19 protein-coding genes are annotated in these 20,103 nt (G+C 43.6%); 5 read left to right on the forward strand and 14 right to left on the reverse strand.

Features of this window, described 5'->3' with window-relative positions:
• Positions 1–2: 2 nt before the first annotated feature.
• A complete protein-coding gene (locus IM792_RS00295) occupies positions 3–797 on the reverse strand; it encodes a thymidylate synthase (RefSeq protein ID WP_194099684.1) in 795 nt (264 codons plus the stop codon).
• Positions 798–904: 107 nt separating this feature from the next.
• On the opposite strand from IM792_RS00295, the gene ispE reads away from it, so the two are divergent.
• Positions 905–1,705 carry a 4-(cytidine 5'-diphospho)-2-C-methyl-D-erythritol kinase gene (gene ispE, locus IM792_RS00300; RefSeq protein WP_194099685.1) on the forward strand — a complete coding sequence of 267 codons (801 nt, stop codon included), beginning with the start codon at positions 905–907 and terminating at the stop codon, positions 1,703–1,705.
• Between the two features lie 112 nt (positions 1,706–1,817).
• On the opposite strand, the gene IM792_RS00305 is transcribed toward ispE, so the two are convergent.
• The 4 genes from IM792_RS00305 to tgt form a co-directional block, all read right to left on the reverse strand.
• Positions 1,818–2,708 carry an NAD(P)-dependent oxidoreductase gene (locus IM792_RS00305; RefSeq protein ID WP_194099686.1) on the reverse strand — a complete coding sequence of 297 codons (891 nt, stop codon included), beginning with the start codon at positions 2,706–2,708 and terminating at the stop codon, positions 1,818–1,820.
• Between the two features lie 6 nt (positions 2,709–2,714).
• Positions 2,715–2,993, reverse strand: a complete 279-nt coding sequence (locus tag IM792_RS00310; protein ID WP_194099687.1) for a hypothetical protein — start codon at positions 2,991–2,993, stop codon at positions 2,715–2,717.
• 1,720 nt (positions 2,994–4,713) lie between these two features.
• Complete coding sequence (locus IM792_RS00315) at positions 4,714–5,820, reverse strand: LptF/LptG family permease (protein ID WP_347343780.1); 1,107 nt, start codon at positions 5,818–5,820, stop codon at positions 4,714–4,716.
• 3 nt (positions 5,821–5,823) lie between these two features.
• Complete coding sequence (gene tgt / locus IM792_RS00320; RefSeq protein WP_194099688.1) at positions 5,824–6,954, reverse strand: tRNA guanosine(34) transglycosylase Tgt; 1,131 nt, start codon at positions 6,952–6,954, stop codon at positions 5,824–5,826.
• 113 nt (positions 6,955–7,067) lie between these two features.
• On the opposite strand from tgt, the gene IM792_RS00325 reads away from it, so the two are divergent.
• Genes IM792_RS00325 through rsmG form a run of 3 tightly spaced genes read left to right on the forward strand, consistent with a single transcriptional unit; the run spans position 7,068 to position 9,398 of the window.
• The gene (locus tag IM792_RS00325; RefSeq protein ID WP_194099689.1) at positions 7,068–8,186 is read left to right on the forward strand and encodes a glycosyltransferase; all 1,119 of its coding nucleotides are present in this window, start codon (positions 7,068–7,070) and stop codon (positions 8,184–8,186) included.
• Positions 8,177–8,782 (forward strand): sigma-70 family RNA polymerase sigma factor, encoded by a 606-nt coding sequence (locus IM792_RS00330; RefSeq protein ID WP_194099690.1) that lies wholly within the window; start codon positions 8,177–8,179, stop codon positions 8,780–8,782. Before IM792_RS00325 ends, IM792_RS00330 begins: the two co-directional genes overlap by 10 nt.
• Complete coding sequence (gene rsmG, locus IM792_RS00335) at positions 8,772–9,398, forward strand: 16S rRNA (guanine(527)-N(7))-methyltransferase RsmG (protein WP_194099691.1); 627 nt, start codon at positions 8,772–8,774, stop codon at positions 9,396–9,398. The genes IM792_RS00330 and rsmG overlap by 11 nt, the downstream gene beginning before the upstream one ends.
• A gap of 3 nt (positions 9,399–9,401) precedes the next feature.
• Here rsmG and IM792_RS00340 read toward each other — a convergent pair whose 3' ends face one another.
• Positions 9,402–11,282, reverse strand: a complete 1,881-nt coding sequence (locus IM792_RS00340) for a M56 family metallopeptidase (RefSeq protein ID WP_194099692.1) — start codon at positions 11,280–11,282, stop codon at positions 9,402–9,404.
• Positions 11,279–11,650 (reverse strand): BlaI/MecI/CopY family transcriptional regulator, encoded by a 372-nt coding sequence (locus IM792_RS00345; RefSeq protein WP_194099693.1) that lies wholly within the window; start codon positions 11,648–11,650, stop codon positions 11,279–11,281. Before IM792_RS00345 ends, IM792_RS00340 begins: the two co-directional genes overlap by 4 nt.
• Before the next feature lie 140 nt (positions 11,651–11,790).
• On the opposite strand from IM792_RS00345, the gene dprA reads away from it, so the two are divergent.
• Positions 11,791–12,885: a DNA-processing protein DprA gene (dprA, locus tag IM792_RS00350; RefSeq protein WP_194099694.1), complete on the forward strand. Its 1,095-nt coding sequence runs from the start codon at positions 11,791–11,793 to the stop codon at positions 12,883–12,885.
• Here dprA and IM792_RS00355 read toward each other — a convergent pair.
• The 7 genes from IM792_RS00355 to sppA form a co-directional block, all read right to left on the reverse strand.
• Positions 12,882–13,352 (reverse strand): histidine phosphatase family protein, encoded by a 471-nt coding sequence (locus IM792_RS00355; protein WP_194099695.1) that lies wholly within the window; start codon positions 13,350–13,352, stop codon positions 12,882–12,884. The genes dprA and IM792_RS00355 overlap by 4 nt on opposite strands.
• An 82-nt stretch (positions 13,353–13,434) precedes the next feature.
• Positions 13,435–14,400: a glycosyltransferase family 9 protein gene (locus tag IM792_RS00360; RefSeq protein ID WP_194099696.1), complete on the reverse strand. Its 966-nt coding sequence runs from the start codon at positions 14,398–14,400 to the stop codon at positions 13,435–13,437.
• A 2-nt stretch (positions 14,401–14,402) separates the two neighbouring features.
• Positions 14,403–14,915, reverse strand: coding sequence for a D-glycero-beta-D-manno-heptose 1-phosphate adenylyltransferase (gene rfaE2 / locus IM792_RS00365; RefSeq protein ID WP_194099698.1), 513 nt, complete (start codon positions 14,913–14,915; stop codon positions 14,403–14,405).
• Positions 14,916–14,936: 21 nt separating this feature from the next.
• The gene (locus IM792_RS00370) at positions 14,937–15,491 is read right to left on the reverse strand and encodes a D-sedoheptulose 7-phosphate isomerase (protein ID WP_194099699.1); all 555 of its coding nucleotides are present in this window, start codon (positions 15,489–15,491) and stop codon (positions 14,937–14,939) included.
• Positions 15,492–15,494: 3 nt separating this feature from the next.
• Positions 15,495–16,478, reverse strand: coding sequence for a D-glycero-beta-D-manno-heptose-7-phosphate kinase (rfaE1, locus tag IM792_RS00375; protein ID WP_194099701.1), 984 nt, complete (start codon positions 16,476–16,478; stop codon positions 15,495–15,497).
• Positions 16,479–16,495: 17 nt separating this feature from the next.
• Positions 16,496–18,169 carry a helix-hairpin-helix domain-containing protein gene (locus tag IM792_RS00380; protein WP_194099702.1) on the reverse strand — a complete coding sequence of 558 codons (1,674 nt, stop codon included), beginning with the start codon at positions 18,167–18,169 and terminating at the stop codon, positions 16,496–16,498.
• Positions 18,170–18,242: 73 nt separating this feature from the next.
• Positions 18,243–20,033: a signal peptide peptidase SppA gene (gene sppA, locus IM792_RS00385; protein ID WP_194099703.1), complete on the reverse strand. Its 1,791-nt coding sequence runs from the start codon at positions 20,031–20,033 to the stop codon at positions 18,243–18,245.
• Positions 20,034–20,103 lie beyond the last annotated feature (70 nt).

Raw genomic sequence — 20,103 nt, forward strand, 5'->3', positions numbered from 1 at the left:
CATTAAACGGCCACTATGCCTTTTATATGCGGATGCGGGTCATAATTCTCCAGGCTGAAGTCCTCGTACTTAAAATCAAAAATATTGGTTACATCGGGGTTTATGCGCATGGTTGGTAGTGGCCTCGGTTCGCGGCTTAGTTGCAGGTTTACCTGCTCCAGGTGATTGTTGTAAATATGGGCATCGCCAAAGGTGTGGATAAAATCGCCGGGTTGCAGGCCGCACACCTGTGCTACCATCAGGGTAAGCAGCGCGTACGATGCAATGTTGAACGGCACCCCCAAAAATATATCGGCACTGCGCTGATATAATTGGCATGATAGCTTACCATCGGCCACATAAAATTGGAAAAGGCTGTGGCATGGCGGCAGCGCCATTTTATTTACCTCGGCCACGTTCCATGCCGAAACCATGATGCGGCGCGAATCAGGGTTGTTTTTGATCTGATCAATGATCTGGCTGATCTGATCGATGTGCCCGCCATCAGGTGTAGGCCATGAGCGCCATTGGTGCCCGTATACCGGCCCCAGGTCGCCATTGGCATCGGCCCACTCATCCCAAATGCGCACGCCGTTATCTTTTAAATATTTAATGTTGGTATCGCCCTGCAAAAACCATATCAACTCATGAATTATCGATTTTAGGTGCAGCTTCTTGGTGGTTACCATCGGGAAGCCATCCTGTAAATTAAAACGCATCTGGTAGCCAAAAACGCTGATAGTGCCCGTGCCTGTGCGGTCGTGCTTCTGGGTTCCGTTCTCAATCACATGGCGCATCAGGTCTAAATACTGTTTCATCGTTTTATGGGTTGTTGGCCTTTACGGCGTTTGCTGCAAATAAAAATAATCTATTTTTGGAAACCTACGATTGTGAATAAAACCATGGTTGTTGTTAATCTTTTTCTATGATCAATTTTCCGAATGCAAAAATAAACATTGGCCTCAACATTACCGAACGCCGTGCCGATGGTTACCACAACCTCGAAACCGTTTTTTACCCTATCGGGATAAAGGACGTGCTGGAAATTGCGGAGGCCGGTGAATTAACGTTCGAGGTATCGGGCATCGGCATACCCGGCAGGGTGGAGGATAACCTTTGCGTAAAGGGCTACCACCTCATCAAAAAAGATCATGACCTGCCGCCTGTGAGCATTCATCTGCATAAACATATTCCAATAGGCGCAGGCCTTGGCGGCGGCTCGGCAGATGCTGCTTTTTTCATCAAATTACTCGATCAACAGTTTGGTCTGAACTTAACTATTGAGCAAATGGAAGGCTATGCCCGGCAGCTCGGTGCCGACTGTGCTTTCTTCATCCAAAACAAGCCGGTATACGCGCACGAGAAGGGCGACGTTTTTAAACCAGTTCAGCTCGATCTAACGGCCTATAAAATTGTTTTGGTGATGCCACCCGCCCACGTATCAACCGGTGAGGCCTACCGTGGCGTGCGACCAAAACGCTCGGAGGCATCATTACAGGAGCTGGTGCAATTGCCGGTAGCCGAATGGCGCCGCCACATCAAAAATGATTTTGAGGAATCGGTATTTAAAAATCATCCCGTTATACGTGGCGTAAAAGCAAGCCTGTACGAAGCCGGCGCATTATACGCCAGTATGAGCGGCAGTGGAGCATCAGTTTTCGGCATATTTGAGAGCCTGCCGGAGCTGGGGATGTTGGAGAAGGATAACCAGGTGTTTTATCTTTAAAAAATGCTAAACCCCTCCCTGCCCTCCCCAGGGAGGGAATTTTGCATATTGTAATTTAGAATTTTTAATTCCCTCCTCGGGGAGGGCAGGGAGGGGTTATTCTTGCAAATTTCTATACCCCCGCATCCTCCGACACCCCTTCACCAAACGCCGCTATCCAATCACTGCTGTCGCCTTTGCCTTTGGCCACCTGGGTGAGCAGGCGGGTATTTACCAGCGATACCAACGGTGCCGGAACCTCGCTTTTTTGCGTTAACGCCAGTGCCAGTCGCGCATCCTTATAACCCAGTTTTGCCTTGAATGCAACGGGCTCATAATTTTTGGCGGCGATGAATTTTCCGTAATTCTGAAATATAGGGCAGGCAAAAAGTGTGGAGCTAAAAAAGTCGGCCACCTGCTGGCGATCGAGCCCGTTCTTTTCGGCCAGGGTGTAGGCCTCGGCCATCATCTCCAGCGATGCCATGATCATGAAATTGCCCGTCAGTTTTACAACATTGGCACCACCTGTGGTTTCGCCAAAATCAATGATTCCCTGACCCATCGCGTTCAGGATATCCTCGGCCGGTTTTTTAGCCTCCGCATCGCCCGAAACACATATCCATAACTTCTTTGCCGCGGCTGCTTCCGGCCTGCCAAAAACAGGGGCGGCAAGGTAGCCCGTTCCGGCCTCTTGGTGGGCTGCTAAAAGCTCCTCAGATGTTTGTGGCGAAATGGTACTCATGGAGATGTGCAGCGCACTTTTTTGCATGGTTTTTAAAATGCCATTGGCGCCGGTTGTTACCTCTGTTAAAACCGCGTCGTCGGCCAAAATGGTAATGACAAATTCTACCTCTGCGGCAGCCTCGGCAGGGGTGCTGCAAACGGTTATAGATGCCTGGTCAAGCTCCTGCGCTTTTGACGCCGTGCGGTTGTAAACCTGCAAATGGTAACCGGCGGCAATAAGGTTTTTCGCCATCGGGATACCTAAGTTTCCGAGGCCTATAAATGCGATCTTTTTGTTCATGATAATTTAGCTGATGTAATCGCGATCTTCATCGCTTAGTGTATCGGGTTTGTTTTTGTTGTACATGGTGTCGTGATACTGTTCAATATCGTACTTCTGTTTTTTAGGCCTGCCAACTATCAGGCCCAGGATGAACGCGAACACCGCCACCCCGGCCATTACCACCAGTTTTGACGCGTACATAGAAGTGAACAAAATGGTGAACGGAACCTCGTCGCGGTTTTGCATAATGACGACGGTAAGCAGTACAGCGATGATGATCGCCACGATAGTTTTAAAGCTCATGTTGTGCCTGGTTTATGTATATAACCAATATCCGCATTTTATGTGTTTTTATAAAAAGTGATCGGTGGTGTTGGTCGTCATTATCCTGGCGTGTTTCGTCATCCTCATAATTTGACTACCCTGTCGCGCGGTGGTATCTGCGCATCATATTCTTCCATATTTAAGGTCATTTAAAATCATCCCGATGGAGGAGGAGCGGAGTAGTATTGCGTCAGATTCATCAGCGGCTTTTTTGGAAAAATCACTCTTGTTTTGCATCGAAAATCCCGCGCGAATTCTTGTCAAAATCTTCGTGCCTGTATACAAACAGCAGTACTGAGCCAAATTATTTCAATTCCTGAAAATGGTGTTCATTACACTATCAAAAAATAGCTCTCAAATAATTGTATTCGTAATTTTTGTTTAAATAGAGTAGCTTAAATATCTGATAAATAATTTATTAAGTATACATATATAAATCTATAATTATTAATGCTAATTTATTTAGTATTTGACAATATAGGATTATTGATATTTGTTGTATTGATTGTTTATGTAAATATCATAAGTATCTGATTTTAATACTTATACTTTATTTATTTTAAGTACGTATATCAAAATTAATATTTAGATGGAAATGTTTTTTGAAGCTTTTAATCAGCTTTTAGTTTGAGATTGATGTTACACTAACTGAATTTTTGAATTTTGGTGTGCGAGCGCGAAATGCATTTTAAGCATGCAGATTATGTCTAAAAATCAGAATGGCTCAGAGGGCTTAAAAATGGCCTTAAATTGAATGGTGTAAATCAGCCTATCCGATGTTTTTCAAGGTGCCGGATTTTCAAAAATAACACCCTCTAAATGGCAGGTCTGATTGTTAATTTTTATCGCCGGGAGAAGAATTATATCCGGCAAAAAATTATTGCGATGCTCTGATTTTCGACAGTGATTTTTATGACGAGCCGGCCAATATTATATGCCGTTTTTTTATCCGGGCATAAGGTTGGTGGTGTTTTCAAAATTGATTGCTCGTCAATTTGGGTGGCGATAGTTGGATGTTTACATCAGGTTTGAATGAATGCTGGGCCAGATAGAGAGCCTTGTCTATCGCCAAAAATGAATGCTGATGCTATCACGAAAATTGAAAAAATGTATGGAAGTGAACTATCAAAAAATAGTAAAATCTGCGATGTGGACCTCCGTTTTTTCTTGGCTGATAAGAGCTGTTCTGTGACTTTTTTTGTAGGAATTGTGTGCGGTTTGAAATCCTGATGGATTGCTTAGTGTAATGAAATTGTATTTTTTTTATTATGGGTTTTTTGATTTAGATAAATGTTTCCCTTAAATGCTCAAAGGCTTTCAGAGAGTATTTCGTGTTATCTCACGAAAGGTGTAATTAACCATAAAACGCGATAGTATTTGGGATCATTCAAAAGATCACCCAAATCAAACTACGTTCTACTCCAAAAAAACTGATTCATTCATGTTGCTATTGGGTCGATCAAATTGACAAAAATCGCCTCGGTTTTCTTTGATATTTTCATCAGTAATTTGATGTAAACAGGTGATCGATCCATCAATGTTTTGGCCTCATGTCACAGCGATTTTTATACAGATTACGTGCCTTTATCTACTTGGAAATTTTCCTCAGAAATTGATAAAGTAAGGGCAAAAAAATAGCGTCAAAATATGATGATTTTGACGCTGTTTTTTGAAGTATTTTGTTCTGTTTTTACGGCGATTATTTGGGTGCTTTTAGCAATAAATAATAGCCCAAAACACCGAATAAAGCATTTGGTATAAACACCGAAATTAGCGGCGGAACGCCGCCCTGGATAGCAAAAACGGTGGCGAATTTATCAACCACAATGTAGGCGAAGCACAGAAAAATGCCTATCCCCAATGGCAAACCAATACCCCCGCGAACCTTGCGCGAGGATAGCGCCACGCCTATTAAAGTGAGCACGTAGGTGGACAGCGGGTATACAAATCGGCGATATTTTTCGTAGTAAATAGCGGGTAAAACTTCGGGCCTGCGCAGCTTTTCTTTGTCTATAGTAACGTTCAAATCGTGCATCGGCATGGCCGTATATTCGTTGTCAATCTTAATAAAATCGGTAGGGTGCATATCAAGCACGGTGTCCTTTTGGGGGCCGCGTATCACCATGCTTTCCTTAAGGCCATCCACGTATCTAATGTCAGGACTCATGATGCTCCATTTGCGTTTCAGCGAGTCGTACACAATACGGTCTGATGTGAGTTTTTCGCGCAGTTTATCACCGTCGTACTTCTCCAAAATAAAGGTGTAACCGGTGTTAATGGTCTTATCAAAATTTTGCAGATACACGTAGGTATTCTTGTCTATCTGCATGTGTACATCGCTACGGGTAGGGTCGCCGCTGCCGTTAAAACCGTTCTCATTCTCAAAGGTAATTTTGAGCTTGTTGGTATAAGGTATAAGGTAAACGTTGGCGTATAATGATACAATGAACACTATGGTAGCCGATATAAAATAGGGCCTTAAAAAGCGGTTAAAACTCGCGCGGCTGCTCAGTATCGGCACGATCTCGGTCTGGTTGGCCATCTTGGCGGTGAAGAAAATTACGGCCAAAAAGTTGATCAGCGGCGAGAGCATGTTCATGTAAAACGGAATAAAGCCGCCGTAATAATCGGTAGCTATCTCGTACACCGAACTGCCCGATTGCAGGAAGTTATCAATGTGTTCAGATATATCAAACACTACCGTTATCACGATAAATATCATCAGCGTAAAAGTAAATGTACCTAAGTATTTACCGATGATATACCGGTCAATAACCGGCAAATATTTCCTGATGATTTTCTTCACAGTTTATAAACGTTGCCCCAGAGTTTTGACCATTTTATTCTTCCAATCATAAAAATCGCCTGCAATTATGCGTTCACGGGCCTGCTCAACCAGCCATAAATAAAAGTGCAGGTTGTGCAGCGTGGCTATCTGCGCGCCCAGCATTTCGCCCGAGTGGATGAGGTGCCTTAAGTAGGCCTTGCTGTAAGCCTTATCGGCATACAGATCGCTATCCGCCTCAATGGGCGAAAAGTCGTTCTTCCACTTCTCGTTCTTAATGTTGATGATGCCGTTTTTTGTGAAAAGCATGCCATTGCGGGCATTACGCGTAGGCATTACACAATCAAACATATCTATACCAAGGGCAATGTTTTCGAGTATGTTAACCGGTGTGCCTACACCCATTAAATAACGTGGTTTTTGCTCCGGTAATATGTCGCACACAATTTCTGTCATGGCATACATTTCTTCGGCCGGTTCACCTACCGACAGGCCGCCTATAGCGTTGCCCTCACGCTCAAAAGAGGCGATAACTTCGGCCGAACGTACCCGCAGATCCTTATATACCGAACCCTGCACAATAGGGAACAGCGTTTGGCTGTAACCATACTTAGGCTCAGTACTATCAAAACGATCACAGCAGCGTTTAAGCCAGCGGTGCGTCATCTCAATAGAGTGTTTGGCATATTTATAATCGCAAGGGTAGGGCGTGCATTCATCAAACGCCATAATAATATCGGCGCCAATGGTGCGCTGTATATCCATCACATTCTCGGGCGTAAACAGGTGTTTTGAGCCATCAATATGCGAGCGAAAGGTTACACCCTCCTCCTTTATTTTGCGTACCTCGGTAAGCGAGTACACCTGGTAGCCACCGCTATCAGTTAAAATAGGCTTTTCCCAACCATTAAATTTATGCAAACCGCCGGCTTGCTCAATGGTGTTAAGGCCCGGCCGCAGGTATAAATGGTAAGTATTACCTAATATAATCTGTGCTTTAATATCATCAACCAATTCGCGCTGATGTACGGCTTTTACAGTTCCCGCGGTGCCTACAGGCATAAAAATGGGGGTTTGTATAGTGCCGTGATCGGTAGTTATCTCGCCCGCCCGGGCTTTCGAAAACTTATCTTGTGCTGCTAAAGTAAATTTCATTATGAGAATGCAAAATTAACAAATAACTGTATACTAAATATTTGTTTATTTTTAGTGGGATATAGGCCTTATATCGGCTGATTTTAACAACTTTGCAGTTATAATTTTTTCAGTTGGAAACATATTTACTCGACGCGCTGCTCCTGTTTTTTCAGATCTGCTTTATCAGTCAGCTTTATTATTTAGTTAATTATCACAGCAAACTTGCCGGTTATAAACCTTTGGAAGCCTTACCGCAGGTAAACATCCCGATTTCTGTTATCATTAGCGCACGTAACGAGTACGATAATTTAAAGTATAACCTGCCGCTTATCCTCGAACAACAATACCCGGATTTTGAAGTAGTGGTAGTTAATGATTGCTCGGTTGATGAGTCGGATCTGCTACTGCTCGAGCTGCAAAACACTTATAAACACCTGCGTGTAGTTACCATAACCGAGCATGCCCGCTTTAAAACCGGCAAAAAATTCGCCCTTACTCTGGGTATAAAGGCCGCCAAAAACGAACATTTATTATTTACTGATGCCGATTGCACTTCATCGTCAGACAATTGGATAACCCGCATGGCCGCGAACTTTACTACCGGCGCGCAAATAGTTTTAGGCTACTCGCCCTACAATAAAACCGGTGGACTGATCAATACCTTTACCCGTTTTGAAACCGTGAAAACAGCCATCAGCTACCTATCGGCAGCTTTGCGCGGCGATGCTTATATGGGCATAGGGCGTAACCTGGCTTATACCAAAACCTTGTTTTTTAGTAACAAAGGCTTCGCGGCGCACATGCACGTTTTGCCGGGCGATGATGATCTGTTTGTGAACCAGAACGCTACTGCCGATAATACCATCATCGAAATAAACCCAGAAACGTTTATGTATACCACCTCAAAAACTACATTTGGTGGCTGGTACAGGCAAAAAAAGCGACACATGGGCGTGGGTAAACTATACAAAAACAAACACCGCCGCATGTTAAGCTGGGATGCCATGAGTGGATTTTTATTTTATATTGCTTTGGCATTGTGTTTGGTATTTAAAGTTGAGCCCGTTTTAGTGCTTAGTTTATACGTTTTAGGAATTTTAACGAAAATTTTAATTTATAATAAAATCCTAAAAACCTTACGCGCGAAAGATTTGTTAATGTATTTACCAATCCTTGACCTCATTTATTACGTATATTTGAATGTGTTTGGCCTGATTGGGACCTTTATAAAAACTACCCAATGGAAGTGAATACCAACTTTACCGAAAACGCTAAGAACGATTTTCACCTGGTTGTAAAAGCAAGACAGGGTGATCAAAAGGCGTATGCTGACCTTATGGTGCGCTATAAGGATTCCATTTATTTTATGATACTTAAGATGGTGAATAACAAGGAAGATGCCATGGACCTCATGGTTGAAACCTTTGCCAAAGCCTTTGAAAAGCTGGAAAAATACCAACCCGACTATGCCTTTAGTACCTGGTTGTTTAGGGTAGCTACCAATAATTGTATCGATTTTATCCGTAAAAAGAAGCTCAATACCATGTCGATACACGGCATGCTGGATGAGGAGGGCGAAGAAAAACCGCTGCAAATTAAGGCCGATACACTAAACCCGGAAGAATCATCCATAAAAAAACAGCAAACAACCGAGCTGAAACAATTGATTGAAGGCTTGCCTGTGCGTTATCGTAACCTGATTACGTTGCGGTATTTTGATGAACTATCGTACGAGGAGATAGCCCAAAACCTCGACCTGCCTTTGGGTACGGTTAAGGCACAGCTATTTAGGGCCCGCTACCTGCTGGGCAATATTATTAACCGTTATAACCGGGATGACATCTGAAATTCTACTGAAATATTTTCCTGAAATTACCCCTGAGCAGTTACAACAATTTGAACAACTGCCCGATCTGTATACACATTGGAATAACCAGATCAACGTAATATCCCGAAAGGATATTGATCAGTTGTATGAGCGCCACGTGCTGCACTCGTTAGGTATAGCCAAGGTAATGACCTTTAAACCCGGCGAAAAGGTGCTTGATGTAGGTACCGGCGGCGGCTTTCCGGGTGTGCCGCTGGCTATTATGTTTCCGCAAACGCAGTTTCATTTGGTTGATTCTATCGGCAAAAAAATTAAGGTAGTAACCGAGGTTGCCAGCGCTTTAGGTCTGCAAAATTTACAGGCTACCCATGCCCGTGCCGAGCAGATCAATGATAAGTTTGACTTTGTGGTATCGCGCGCGGTAACGCGGTTAAAGGAGTTTTACCCTTGGGTTAAGGATAAATTTAATAAGCAATCAGCCAATGTATTACCTAACGGCATACTCTACTTAAAGGGGGGCGACCTAAACGAAGAAATTGCCGAGTCGGGCTTAGCCGTTCAGCAATTCTATCTCAAAAACTACTTTGATGAGGAGTTTTTTGAAACTAAGCAGGTGATATATGTTAAGGTTTAGTTTTTAGAGAAAACCTACAATAACAACTTCGTCAAGCATATAACTTACTTTACCGGCTGCATTGTTGTTTTTTGGAGCTTCTTTTTGCGAATTTTTGTTTTCATTTTTATTTGTTGATACGGCATCTACGGATAATACCTTACCATCTTTTTCCTCTAAGCGAAAAGATATAGGAATTGTATAATTAGCATGGTCGCTTTTAACAACATGAAGCTTGCCTTTGTAGAATTTGATAGCCCTTGCAACTTCGTTTTCAAGAGTTTTGCTTGGTGCCCTTAATATTTTCACGTCTTTTATCGTATTATCATCATTCAAATCTAATTCAGCAAATACCCTTCCGGTAACTTTATTATCGCGATCAGCAGCTGGATAGCGAACATTACGACTAAGGTGCATGTTAAATGCTTTTATGTCAGGATTATCTGTTTTAGGCATTTTAATCTGCTCAATTTTGGGCTCTGGTACTTTAGCAGATAGTTTTTGCGTATTTTGTTTTTTAGCATTAGCAGGTTCAGATTGCTCTTTGAGTTTTTGTTCCTGCTTGGCATCTAAACCTAAAACGGTAACGGTGCCTATAAAGTTGGCGTTTTTAGTTATTGATGGCTCCGGAAAACGCACATAGTTTTTAGCAAGGGTAACAAAATTTACCCCAACTATATAAGTGCCGGGTTTAACATTCAACTTACCCGAAAATGTATTAAAAGCACTTACGGCAGCGTTACCCAAAACATTTTTTGCCGGTGCTAACAATCTCACATCACCCACCTCGCCGGTTTTATCTACATCAAAACTTACATGTAAACCTGCAAATTTAGTATTGTTAATTTCTGATGAAGGGAACTTAATGTGATTGCTTAGGTAGGTGGTTAAGGTAGTAAAGTCGTTTTTCACCACATCCGGCGCCGGTAACTTAAAGCCGGTATCGGGTTGGCTAACTTTGGCTTGAGGGGCCGGAAGCTCGAATGCTGTACTGCTCTCTTTTGCCAACAGATCGAACGTTTTGTAACTTTTACTAAATGCTAATGTGGATAGGCATAACATACCGGTTGTAAGCGGCATGATCATCAGGTACTTCAGCCTTGCTGCGTTACCTGAACGTGGTTTGTTTAACATAACTATACGGTTTTTTAATAGATTATAGTTGAAAAACGAGTTGGTAGCCGCCGGGCCCTGCAAGCCATAGGCATTGCTCAGCAAAAAGGATGAATAGGTTAGGCTATCGGTTTCGGTAGCGGCGGTATGCTCGTCGGCAATGTATTCGTGCACGGTTTTAAGGCTGTTTTGCAACATATAAACCAGCGGATTAAACCAGTTAACTATCTTCAGCAGCTCCACAAAAACAATATCAGCCGAATGTTTTTGCCTGATGTGCACCATCTCGTGCGTAATAATGGTATCTCTTTCGGCCAGGTTTTTACCGATAAACAGGTAGTTGAAGAACGAAAAACCCGTGTTTTGCTCATCAAGCTCTATGAGTTTATACTGATCAATATCCGTTTTTAAACTTTTGCCGATAAGCCTGTAAAGCTTTGTAAGTTTAATAGTAAACAGTATGATAGTTAGGGTAATACCAAGTGCATACATCATCAACACCGCATCGGCCCAATCAATATCTATAGCGGGGGAGGGCATGTTTATCTTGGTGATAGCGTTGGCTGAGTCAGGGTTTTGGTTGGGTACTATGGTGATCACCTGTGTAATGGCCTCAATCGGTTTTAGCCAGCCTATCTGTACAACCGGCAACACAAAAGCAAGTACACTGGTGATAATCAGGTACCAGCGGTTGGCGGTGTAAAAGGTTTCGTTACGTAGTATAAGCAGGTAAACCGCGTAAAATATAGCCAGGTACAAGTTGGCTTCTAACAGGTAATACAGCCAGTTCATTTTTTTTGTTGTTTAAGTTTTTCAATAAGTTCGGCCAGTTCATCTAACTCCTTTACACCCAGTTTTTTTTCATCGGCGATGAATGATACCAGGCTTTTGTAGGAGTTATCAAAATAGTTGTTCATTATTTTATTGAGGCTGAATTTTTTATACTCATCCTCACTCATCAGCGGAAAGTACACATGCGAGTTTCCATACGCCTTATGGTCAACAAGTCCTTTGCCCTCCAGCACACGCACCACGGTTGATACAGTGTTGTAAGCAGGCTTAGGCTCGGGCATGCGCTCAATAATATCCTTTACAATACCCTCATTTAATTGCCACAGTATCTGCATTATCTGTTCTTCGGCCTTGGTTAATTCTTTCATCTTTAAAAGTAAACTACATTTATAGTTACAAACATACAACTATAAAAATAGTTTGCAAACTATTTTTATAGTTTTTTTATAAATGCTAAAATTATTAGGAGGATGGCGGTCAAATAATTATTTTCGGGCACTTAATAACCATGTCGCTACTACATCAAATTGCCCTTACCAATTTAAAAAATATTGGTGCCACATTATCAAAAACTATAGTTGCTTACTTTGGCGATGCCGAAAGGGTATTTGCCGGCAATGAACAACGCTTGAAGAAAGTACCCGGCATCGGCGAAAAAACGGTAGCCCAACTTAACTTTACCGAGGCTCTGCACAAGGCCGAAACTGAACTTAAGTTTATTGAAAAGCATGGGGTTGATGTGCTTTTATATACCGATCCGCGGTATCCTAAAAGGTTGAAGAATTGCCATGATGCACCTTTGTTATTGTATAGCAAGGGTAATACCAACCTGAATACCCAGCATGTTATCAGCATTGTAGGTACCCGAAACGCTACCGATTATGGCAGGCAGTTATGCAAACAACTGATAGAAGAATTGCAGCAATACAACGTGCTGATAGTTAGCGGACTTGCTTTAGGTATTGACGTTGCCGCCCACAAGGAATGCCTGCGCCTTAATGTACCAACTATAGGCGTTTTAGGCCACGGGCACGACAGGCTTTACCCGAGCCAAAATCGCCAGGTAGCCGAAAAAATGTTAGAGCAGGGCGGCATCCTGACCGAATATCCGTCGGGTACACGGCCGGATAGGGAGAAATTCCCGGCGCGCAACCGTATTGTTGCCGGCATGGCCGATGCTACTATAGTGGTTGAGGCCAGTATAAAAGGTGGCGCGCTGATCACCGCCGAGATAGCTAACTCTTACAACCGGGATGTTTTCGCTTTTCCGGGCAGGCTGGGGGATGAGTTTTCGGAAGGGTGTAACTTTTTGATACGCAACAATAAAGCCGCTTTGATAAGCTGCATGGCCGATGTTGCTTTTAGCCTGGGTTGGGAGAAGAATGGCAGCACCAAACCAAAACGACAATTAGCCATACCTATTGATGTGCCTGATGATGAACGCCTGATATTAAATATATTGCAGGAGCATAAAACCCTGGCCATTGATGAACTGACCATCAAAACCAATATGCCCATGAGTCAACTGGCTATGGCGCTGTTAAATATGGAAATGCAGGGTTATATTACCTCGTTGCCGGGTAAGGTTTACCGGCTGGGTTAGGGAGCATCGTATAGCAACAGCTTACCGGCATCCTCGGTAATTTCGGCCCAGCTTTCAATATCAAGTTCAATCAAGGCTACGCCCGATGTATCCATTTGTTGCGGTGAGCCGGTGAGGTAATACAATATTTCGCTAATACCGGGATTGTGCCCTACCAAGGCAATAAAATCGGCCACGTCTGCAAACTGGCTTACTATTTTTAGCAATGTTTTCGGGCTGGCATCATAAATATCCTTATTGGTAAGTGGTTTATTTACAGGTAAATGCTGTGTGAAAATATCAGCCGTACCCATAGTGCGTAACGCCGAACTCGATACCAGTAACTGCGGCAAAATGCCTTTCGCCTTTATGCGCTCGGCCATAGTGGTAGCCTCGCGGATGCCTTTAGGGGTTAGCGGGCGTTCAAAATCAGTAAAGCCGCCCTCATGGGTAGCTTGCGCGTGGCGTATAAGTAGCAGTTTTTTCATGGCTTAATAGCTTGGTATGTTGATTTTAACTACCAATAATTGCTTTTGTTTTGTTGAGATCAATTATTAACGCCGGGCATGATCAGGCGTTAACGAAATCAACAATCGATGCTTCGGGCATATCATTCATGCACTTAAAATGGCCAAGCGGGCATTTGGGTAAGCCGAATTTTGAGCATGGCCGGCAGGAGAGATCAACCCCGGCTATCAGGGTTTTATCAACCTGGTAAGGTTGCACTCCAAGCAGATCGGGTGTGGTACCTCCCCAAACTGAGGCAATAGGTTTATTGAAAGCCTCGGCAATATGGGTCAGTCCGGTATCAAAACCTATGATGCTGTTAGCATTAGATACCAGGAAAACAGATTCATCAAGCGAGGTTTTGCCGCAAAGGTTAATAACACGCTCGCCAACAGCCACGCTTATTTCATCGCCATTGGCAGCTACATCACTGCCGCCCAGTAATATAATGGGTTGATCTATCTGCTTACAAAGGCTGATTATCTTATGATTAGGCATCCGTTTAGTAAAATGTGTTGCGCCAATTACAAATGCTACGTAGCCATTTTGATGCGATGCAGGCAGCAGATCAGTTAGATTATATTGCCCGTTGATGTAATAATTAATGGACTCACCATCGTTAACCACACCTAAAAACTTTACGGTTTTTAAATACCTGTCAACCAAATGCACATGCGGAACCAAATCAAGCTTAAACTTAAGGCTCAGCCACTTACGGAGGCGTTGCTTTTTATAGGTTGATGCCGGTATACCCGTGCGCAACTTGATGATAGAGGTACGCAGGTTATTGTGCAGATCAATAATATGATCGTACTTTTCGGCCTTTATATCCTGTATGGTTTCGCTCAGGGTGCTCTTTAATAACAGTAGCTTATCTAAATAAGGGTTGTTATTATAGATGTATTTGAAGGCGGGTTTGGTTAAAAAATGAATTTCGGCGTCCGGCAGTTGCTTTTTGAGGCAGCGCACAACAGGCGTGGTATAAATAATATCGCCCATTGAGCTAAAGCGGATCACCAGTATCTTCATACTTAACCGGCCTTGTTTTGGTCTTTTATCCTGTTAATGATAGAGGTTGACGAGTAGCCTTCAACAAAGGTAATAGTGCGCACTTCGCCACCATTGGCTATCACTTCCTTAGCGCCAACAATGTTCTCAACCGAGTAATCGGCACCTTTAATAAGTACATCGGGCAGTAGGGTACTGATCAGGTTAAGCGGGGTATCTTCGTTAAAAATAATAATGGCATCCACAAAAAACAATGCGGCAAGCAGCGCGGCACGGCTGTTTTGATCGTTAATGGGGCGGCTTTCGCCTTTTATACGTTTTACCGAGCTATCACTGTTCAAGCCGATAATCAATTTATCGCCCTGATCGGCAGCTTTAGCCATATAAGTGAGGTGGCCAATGTGCAGCAAATCGAACACGCCGTTAGTAAAAACCACCTTGTTACCATCGGCCTGCCAGCCTGCAACAAGTGTTTTGGCAGCGTTAATATCGCTGCATATTTTGTTTACCAGTGTTTTTTCAAGATCGATACGCATAGTATTTTGTATGTGTTTGGGTTAAAAGGCATCATCAATGGCCGTACATATTATATGGCCTATAAGTATATGCATTTCCTGTATACGGGCGGTAACATTTGATGGTACAATGATGTTCACATCACACTTTCCGTTCATTTTTCCTCCATCACGACCTGACAGACCAAGCGTTTTTATGCCTTTTTGTTTAGCCATTTCAAAGGCCTGCAAAATACTCTCGCTGTTACCGCTGGTTGATATACCGATAAACAAATCGCCGGGCTGACCAAGGCCTTCCAGCTGGCGGGCGAAAACACGGTCGTAACCATAATCATTACCTATGGCCGTAAGTGCCGATGTATCAACAGTTAAGGCTATTCCCGGCAGGGATATGCGCTCCTTTACAAACCTGCCGGTTAATTCGGCAGCTATATGCTGGGCATCGCCGGCGCTGCCGCCATTGCCCGCGAGTAATATTTTTTTGCCGCTGGTTAAGGTGGCCACAGCCATTTGGCAGGCTGCATTTATATCATTCTCCAGCGTATCAATAACCTTTTGTACGGTTTGCTGGTGTTCTAATAGTTCCTTTATCACCATAAATTATTGGCGTAAAATTAAATGGTCTTTTATTTGTTCAACTGTAGTAGTGGCGCTGCCAATTTCCTTTATAACGATGGCCGCTGCATGGTTGCCCAGCTCGCAAGCCTCATCAATTTCAAAGCCTGAAGCCATAAAATAAGCTATGGTTGCCAGCACCGTATCGCCCGCGCCGGTAACATCAAATACCGATGTAGCCTTAACAGGGAGCAGTTTATGTGCTAATTCGCTCAGTATCATCATACCTTCTTCGGATAAGGTAACTACCAGGTACTCAGCATCGGTTTGATTGAAGATAACCTTGGCCGCGGCCTTTACATCATCCAGGGTACTGATTTTCTCGGTACGCGCGGCCTCGCCAAGCTCCTTACGGTTAGGCTTGATCATGAAAGCGCCTTTGTATTTGCTGTAATCCAACCCTTTAGGATCGATGATCACCTTTTTGCCGAGGGTATTAGCCAGCGCGATTATTTTCTGGGTAAGATCGTACGAGAATAAACCCTTGCTGTAATCGCTCAGTATAACTATATCTGCTTCGCTAATAAGTGGCTCAAGGCGGGTAATAACCTCACTTTCAAGCTCGGGCGGTAAATGGTAGGTTATCTCACGGTCAATACGCAACAGTTGGTGGCCACCGGCCAAAACACGGGTTTTAACCGTGGTGGTACGGCCTTTATCAACCACTAAAGCATCGGTGGTAACACCATCATTATGCAAAATTTTGGTGAGTTGCTCGCCATAAATATCATTGCCGATAATACCGCAAACCATTACCCCGGCACCCAGCGCTATCAGGTTTTGTACCACATTGCCCGCGCCACCCAAAGTGGTGCTTTCGCCCTTCAGGTTAACAATAGGCACAGGTGCTTCCGGCGATAGGCGACTGGCGCTGCCTGTAATATAATGGTCAACCATCAGGTCGCCCACTACTAATATGTTGGGTTTACTGCCTGTTTGCTGTAGTTGTGTTATTTTATCGATCAACATGGGCTCGTAGGGTAATATCAGGCTCGTTTTTGTTTAAACACCTCCTGAATTTGTTGCAATGATAAAGCATTTAAACATCTTTCTTTATATAAACCGCCTTTGCGGGCAGCATATACACCAAATTGCATATCATGATGGCCTTCCTTGCGGTGCGCATCGGGGTTTATTGATAGCCAAACGCCTTTATCCAGCGCGTACTGCTGCCAGCGCCAATCAAGGTCGAGCCTCAGTGGGTTGGCATTGATCTCTATAACCACGTTGTTTGCCGCGCAGGCATCTATCACTTTTTTATGATCTATCTGGTAACCGTTACGGCTCAGCAAAAGCCTGCCGGTAGGGTGGCCCAATATGGTAGTGTATGGGTTTTCAATAGCTTTGATGAGGCGTGTAGTTGCCTTATCAATATCCATTTTTAAGTTGGAGTGTACTGATGCCACTATAAAATCAAACCGTTGCAGTATCTCCTCCGGATAATCTAATGATCCATCATTCAATATATCCGATTCAATACCCTTAAATATATGGAAACCATCCAGCTTTTTATTCAGATGGTCAATTTCTTCATGTTGTTGTAATACCCGCTCAATATTCAGCCCCTTGGCGTAAACCGCTGTACGGCTGTGATCGCACATACCCAAATATTCCAGCTTCATTACATCACGGCAGTATAAAGCCATTTCTTCAACCGTATGCACCCCATCGCTCCAGGTACTGTGGTTATGCAGCGAACCTTTCAAATCAGTAAGGGTTATCAGCTTAGGCAAAGCATCCTGAGCGGCTTTTTCAATATAGGTGTCGCCTTCGCGCAGTTCAGGTTGTATCCACTGTAAACCGGCCTTTTTGTAGATCATCTCCTCGCTTTCAGGCTGATCCAAAGGTTCAGATAATCGGTCGAGCACCGCTTGTACATGCTCGTCGGTACCGGTGTTTAAGAAAAGCGTTTTAAAATATTCGCCCTTTTCAACGCAGGTAATATCAACCAGCAGACCATTCTCCAGTTCGCCGGTAACATGGTTATCTATCATCTTTACCGATTTAAGCAGGTCAGATTGTTCGAGTGTATCCAAAGCCATCTCGCGGTTATTGTTACCTATAACAATACTTAACTCGCTGATCACCTCGTTATAACGCCTGAATTCGCCTGCTATATGTTTCAACGCTTCAGGAAAAACAGCCTTTAGCTGACCCATAAAATCATGCGCTTGCTGCTCAACCTGTGCAAACAGGAATTTGCCGTTGCTGGCCATCCTGAATTCAATGGCCTTAATTATTTCGGCCTGAGTTTTAGCGCCAAAGCCCTTTAATTCAATCAGGCGGTTTTCGTTACAGGCATAGAGTAGTTCGCCGGTATTTTCAATGCCCATTTCGCGCCATATAACACCCACCTTTTTGGGGCCGATGCCTTTGATGGCCATCATCTCCATAACACCTTCGGGCGTTTTTTCAATAAGGGTTTGCAGCTCTTTTATAGTGCCTGTTTGCAGCAATTCGGTTATTTTGCTTGCCGTGCTTTTGCCAATGCCATCAACCGTTTCAAGCTCGGCCGGGGTTTTATCGGCCACGTTAAAAGGCAGTTTATCAACCTTGAAGGATGCATTCGCTACAGAACGTATCTTGAAACTGTTTTCTTCGTGCAGTTCCATCAGTTGCGACAGCAGGCGCAGGGTACGGGCAATTGGTTTATTTTCCATGTAGAAATTACAGCTGTAAAAATACAAAAGCCGCCCTGTAACAAGGCGGCTTGCACAAAAAATGTTTTCAGTTTTATTTTATAACCACGTTAAAAGGCATACGGGCCTGCGGCACACGCATAATGCTTTTTACTTGTTTTATCTGATCGTAGTAATGATAATCATCGCCCAGTTCTGATTTTATCAGGCGGGTTTTAACCTCGGCGCTAAATGTCGAACCAAATTTTTTCAGTTCGCTTTCCTGCTCAGGATAGGCTATCACCTTATAGTTTTTGATCTTAGCCTTTTTAGCTGCCGATTTTACGGCATCATCAATATTACCTAAACGGTCAACCAAGCCTATTTTAAGGGCTTGTTTACCTGTCCATACACGGCCCTGGCCAATGCTGTCAATATAACGTTGCGATTTTTTACGACCCTTGGCCACCACGCCGGTAAATACATCGTAACCATGGTTAACCTGGTTTTGCAGTATCTCGCGCTCGGCAGGGGTGAGGGGGCGTGATATATCGCCTAAGTCGGCGTATTTGCTGGTTTTTACATTGTCGAACGTCATGCCCAGCTTATCATTAAAGAATTTTTGCATGTTGGGTAACACCGCGAATATGCCTATTGAACCGGTGATGGTATTAGGCTCAGCAAAAATAGAATCGGCCGCGCACGATATGTAGTAACCGCCTGATGCCGCAACATCACCCATTGATACGATAATAGGCTTGGCTTTTTTGGTCAGCGCAACCTCGCGCCAAATCACATCTGATGCTAATGAGCTGCCACCCGGTGAGTTAACACGTAAAACCACGGCCTTGATCTTTTCGTCCATACGGGCCTTACGTAAAGCTTTTGATATTCTTTCGGAACCGATGGTATTATCGTCACCATCACCGCCGGTTATCTCGCCTGATGCATAGATCATGGCGATACGGTTGCGTGACGAGCCTGATTCTTCTTCATCCTTATCGGCACCGCCGTTGGTAGCCGCGCCGTTGTACTCGTTCATGGTTACGGCGTTCAGGTCATCCTTAAGATCGGTTTTGGTGCGTTTTTTCAGATCATCCAATACCTCATCCTTATATTTTACACCATCAACCAATTTCAGGCGAACGGCATCTTCCGGGTAACGAATGCGCATGTTATCGGCATAAGTGAACAGCGAATCGCGGTTAACCTTTCTGCTTTTGCTGATGCCATCCAAAAAATGCCCGAACATTGAGTTTAGGTACGAGGTAACCTGCAAGCGGTTAGCATCGCTCATTTTGGTAAGCACAAACGGCTCAACAGCGCTTTTATAGGTACCTACCTTTATAACCTGCGCCTCAATACCCAGCTTATCAAGCGTTCCCTTTAAAAAAGTAACCTCTGAGCTAAAGCCGCTAAACTCAAAATACCCTTGCGGGTTGATGTATACCTTATCGGCAACTGATGCCAGATAGTAGAACGATTGTGTGTACACCTCGCCATAGGCCACAATGAATTTGCCTGACTTTTTAAAATCGATCAGCGCGTTGCGGATCTCCTCGGTAGTGGCCTGGCCCGACATCAGGTAGCTCTCGTTTAAAAAGATGCCTTTAATATTATCATCAGTTTTGGCTTTTTTAATGTTGGCCAAAATATCGTTCAAACCAAGGTTTTTATCCTCAAAGCCTAAAAAGTTAAATTCGGCTAACGGGTTGTATGGTGTACGCTCGGCTATGGGTTTCCTGAATTCGAGGGTGAGTATTGAATTTGCTTCAACAGGAGTTTTATTTTCAGATGCTGAAGATATTATTCCAACAAAGAATATTACCGACAGAACGCCTAAAATTATAGTGGCCGCGAAAATACCAACCACCGTAGCGAGCACAAATTTGAAGAATTGTTTCATTAAATACGCTTAATCTTTTTATCTATGCAAACTTAATAATTCGGTGCATATAACATTAAGAGCTATCGGG

It is taken from the genome of Mucilaginibacter sp. JRF (assembly GCF_015223065.1).
In the GTDB taxonomy this organism is placed as follows: Bacteria; Bacteroidota; Bacteroidia; order Sphingobacteriales; family Sphingobacteriaceae; genus Mucilaginibacter.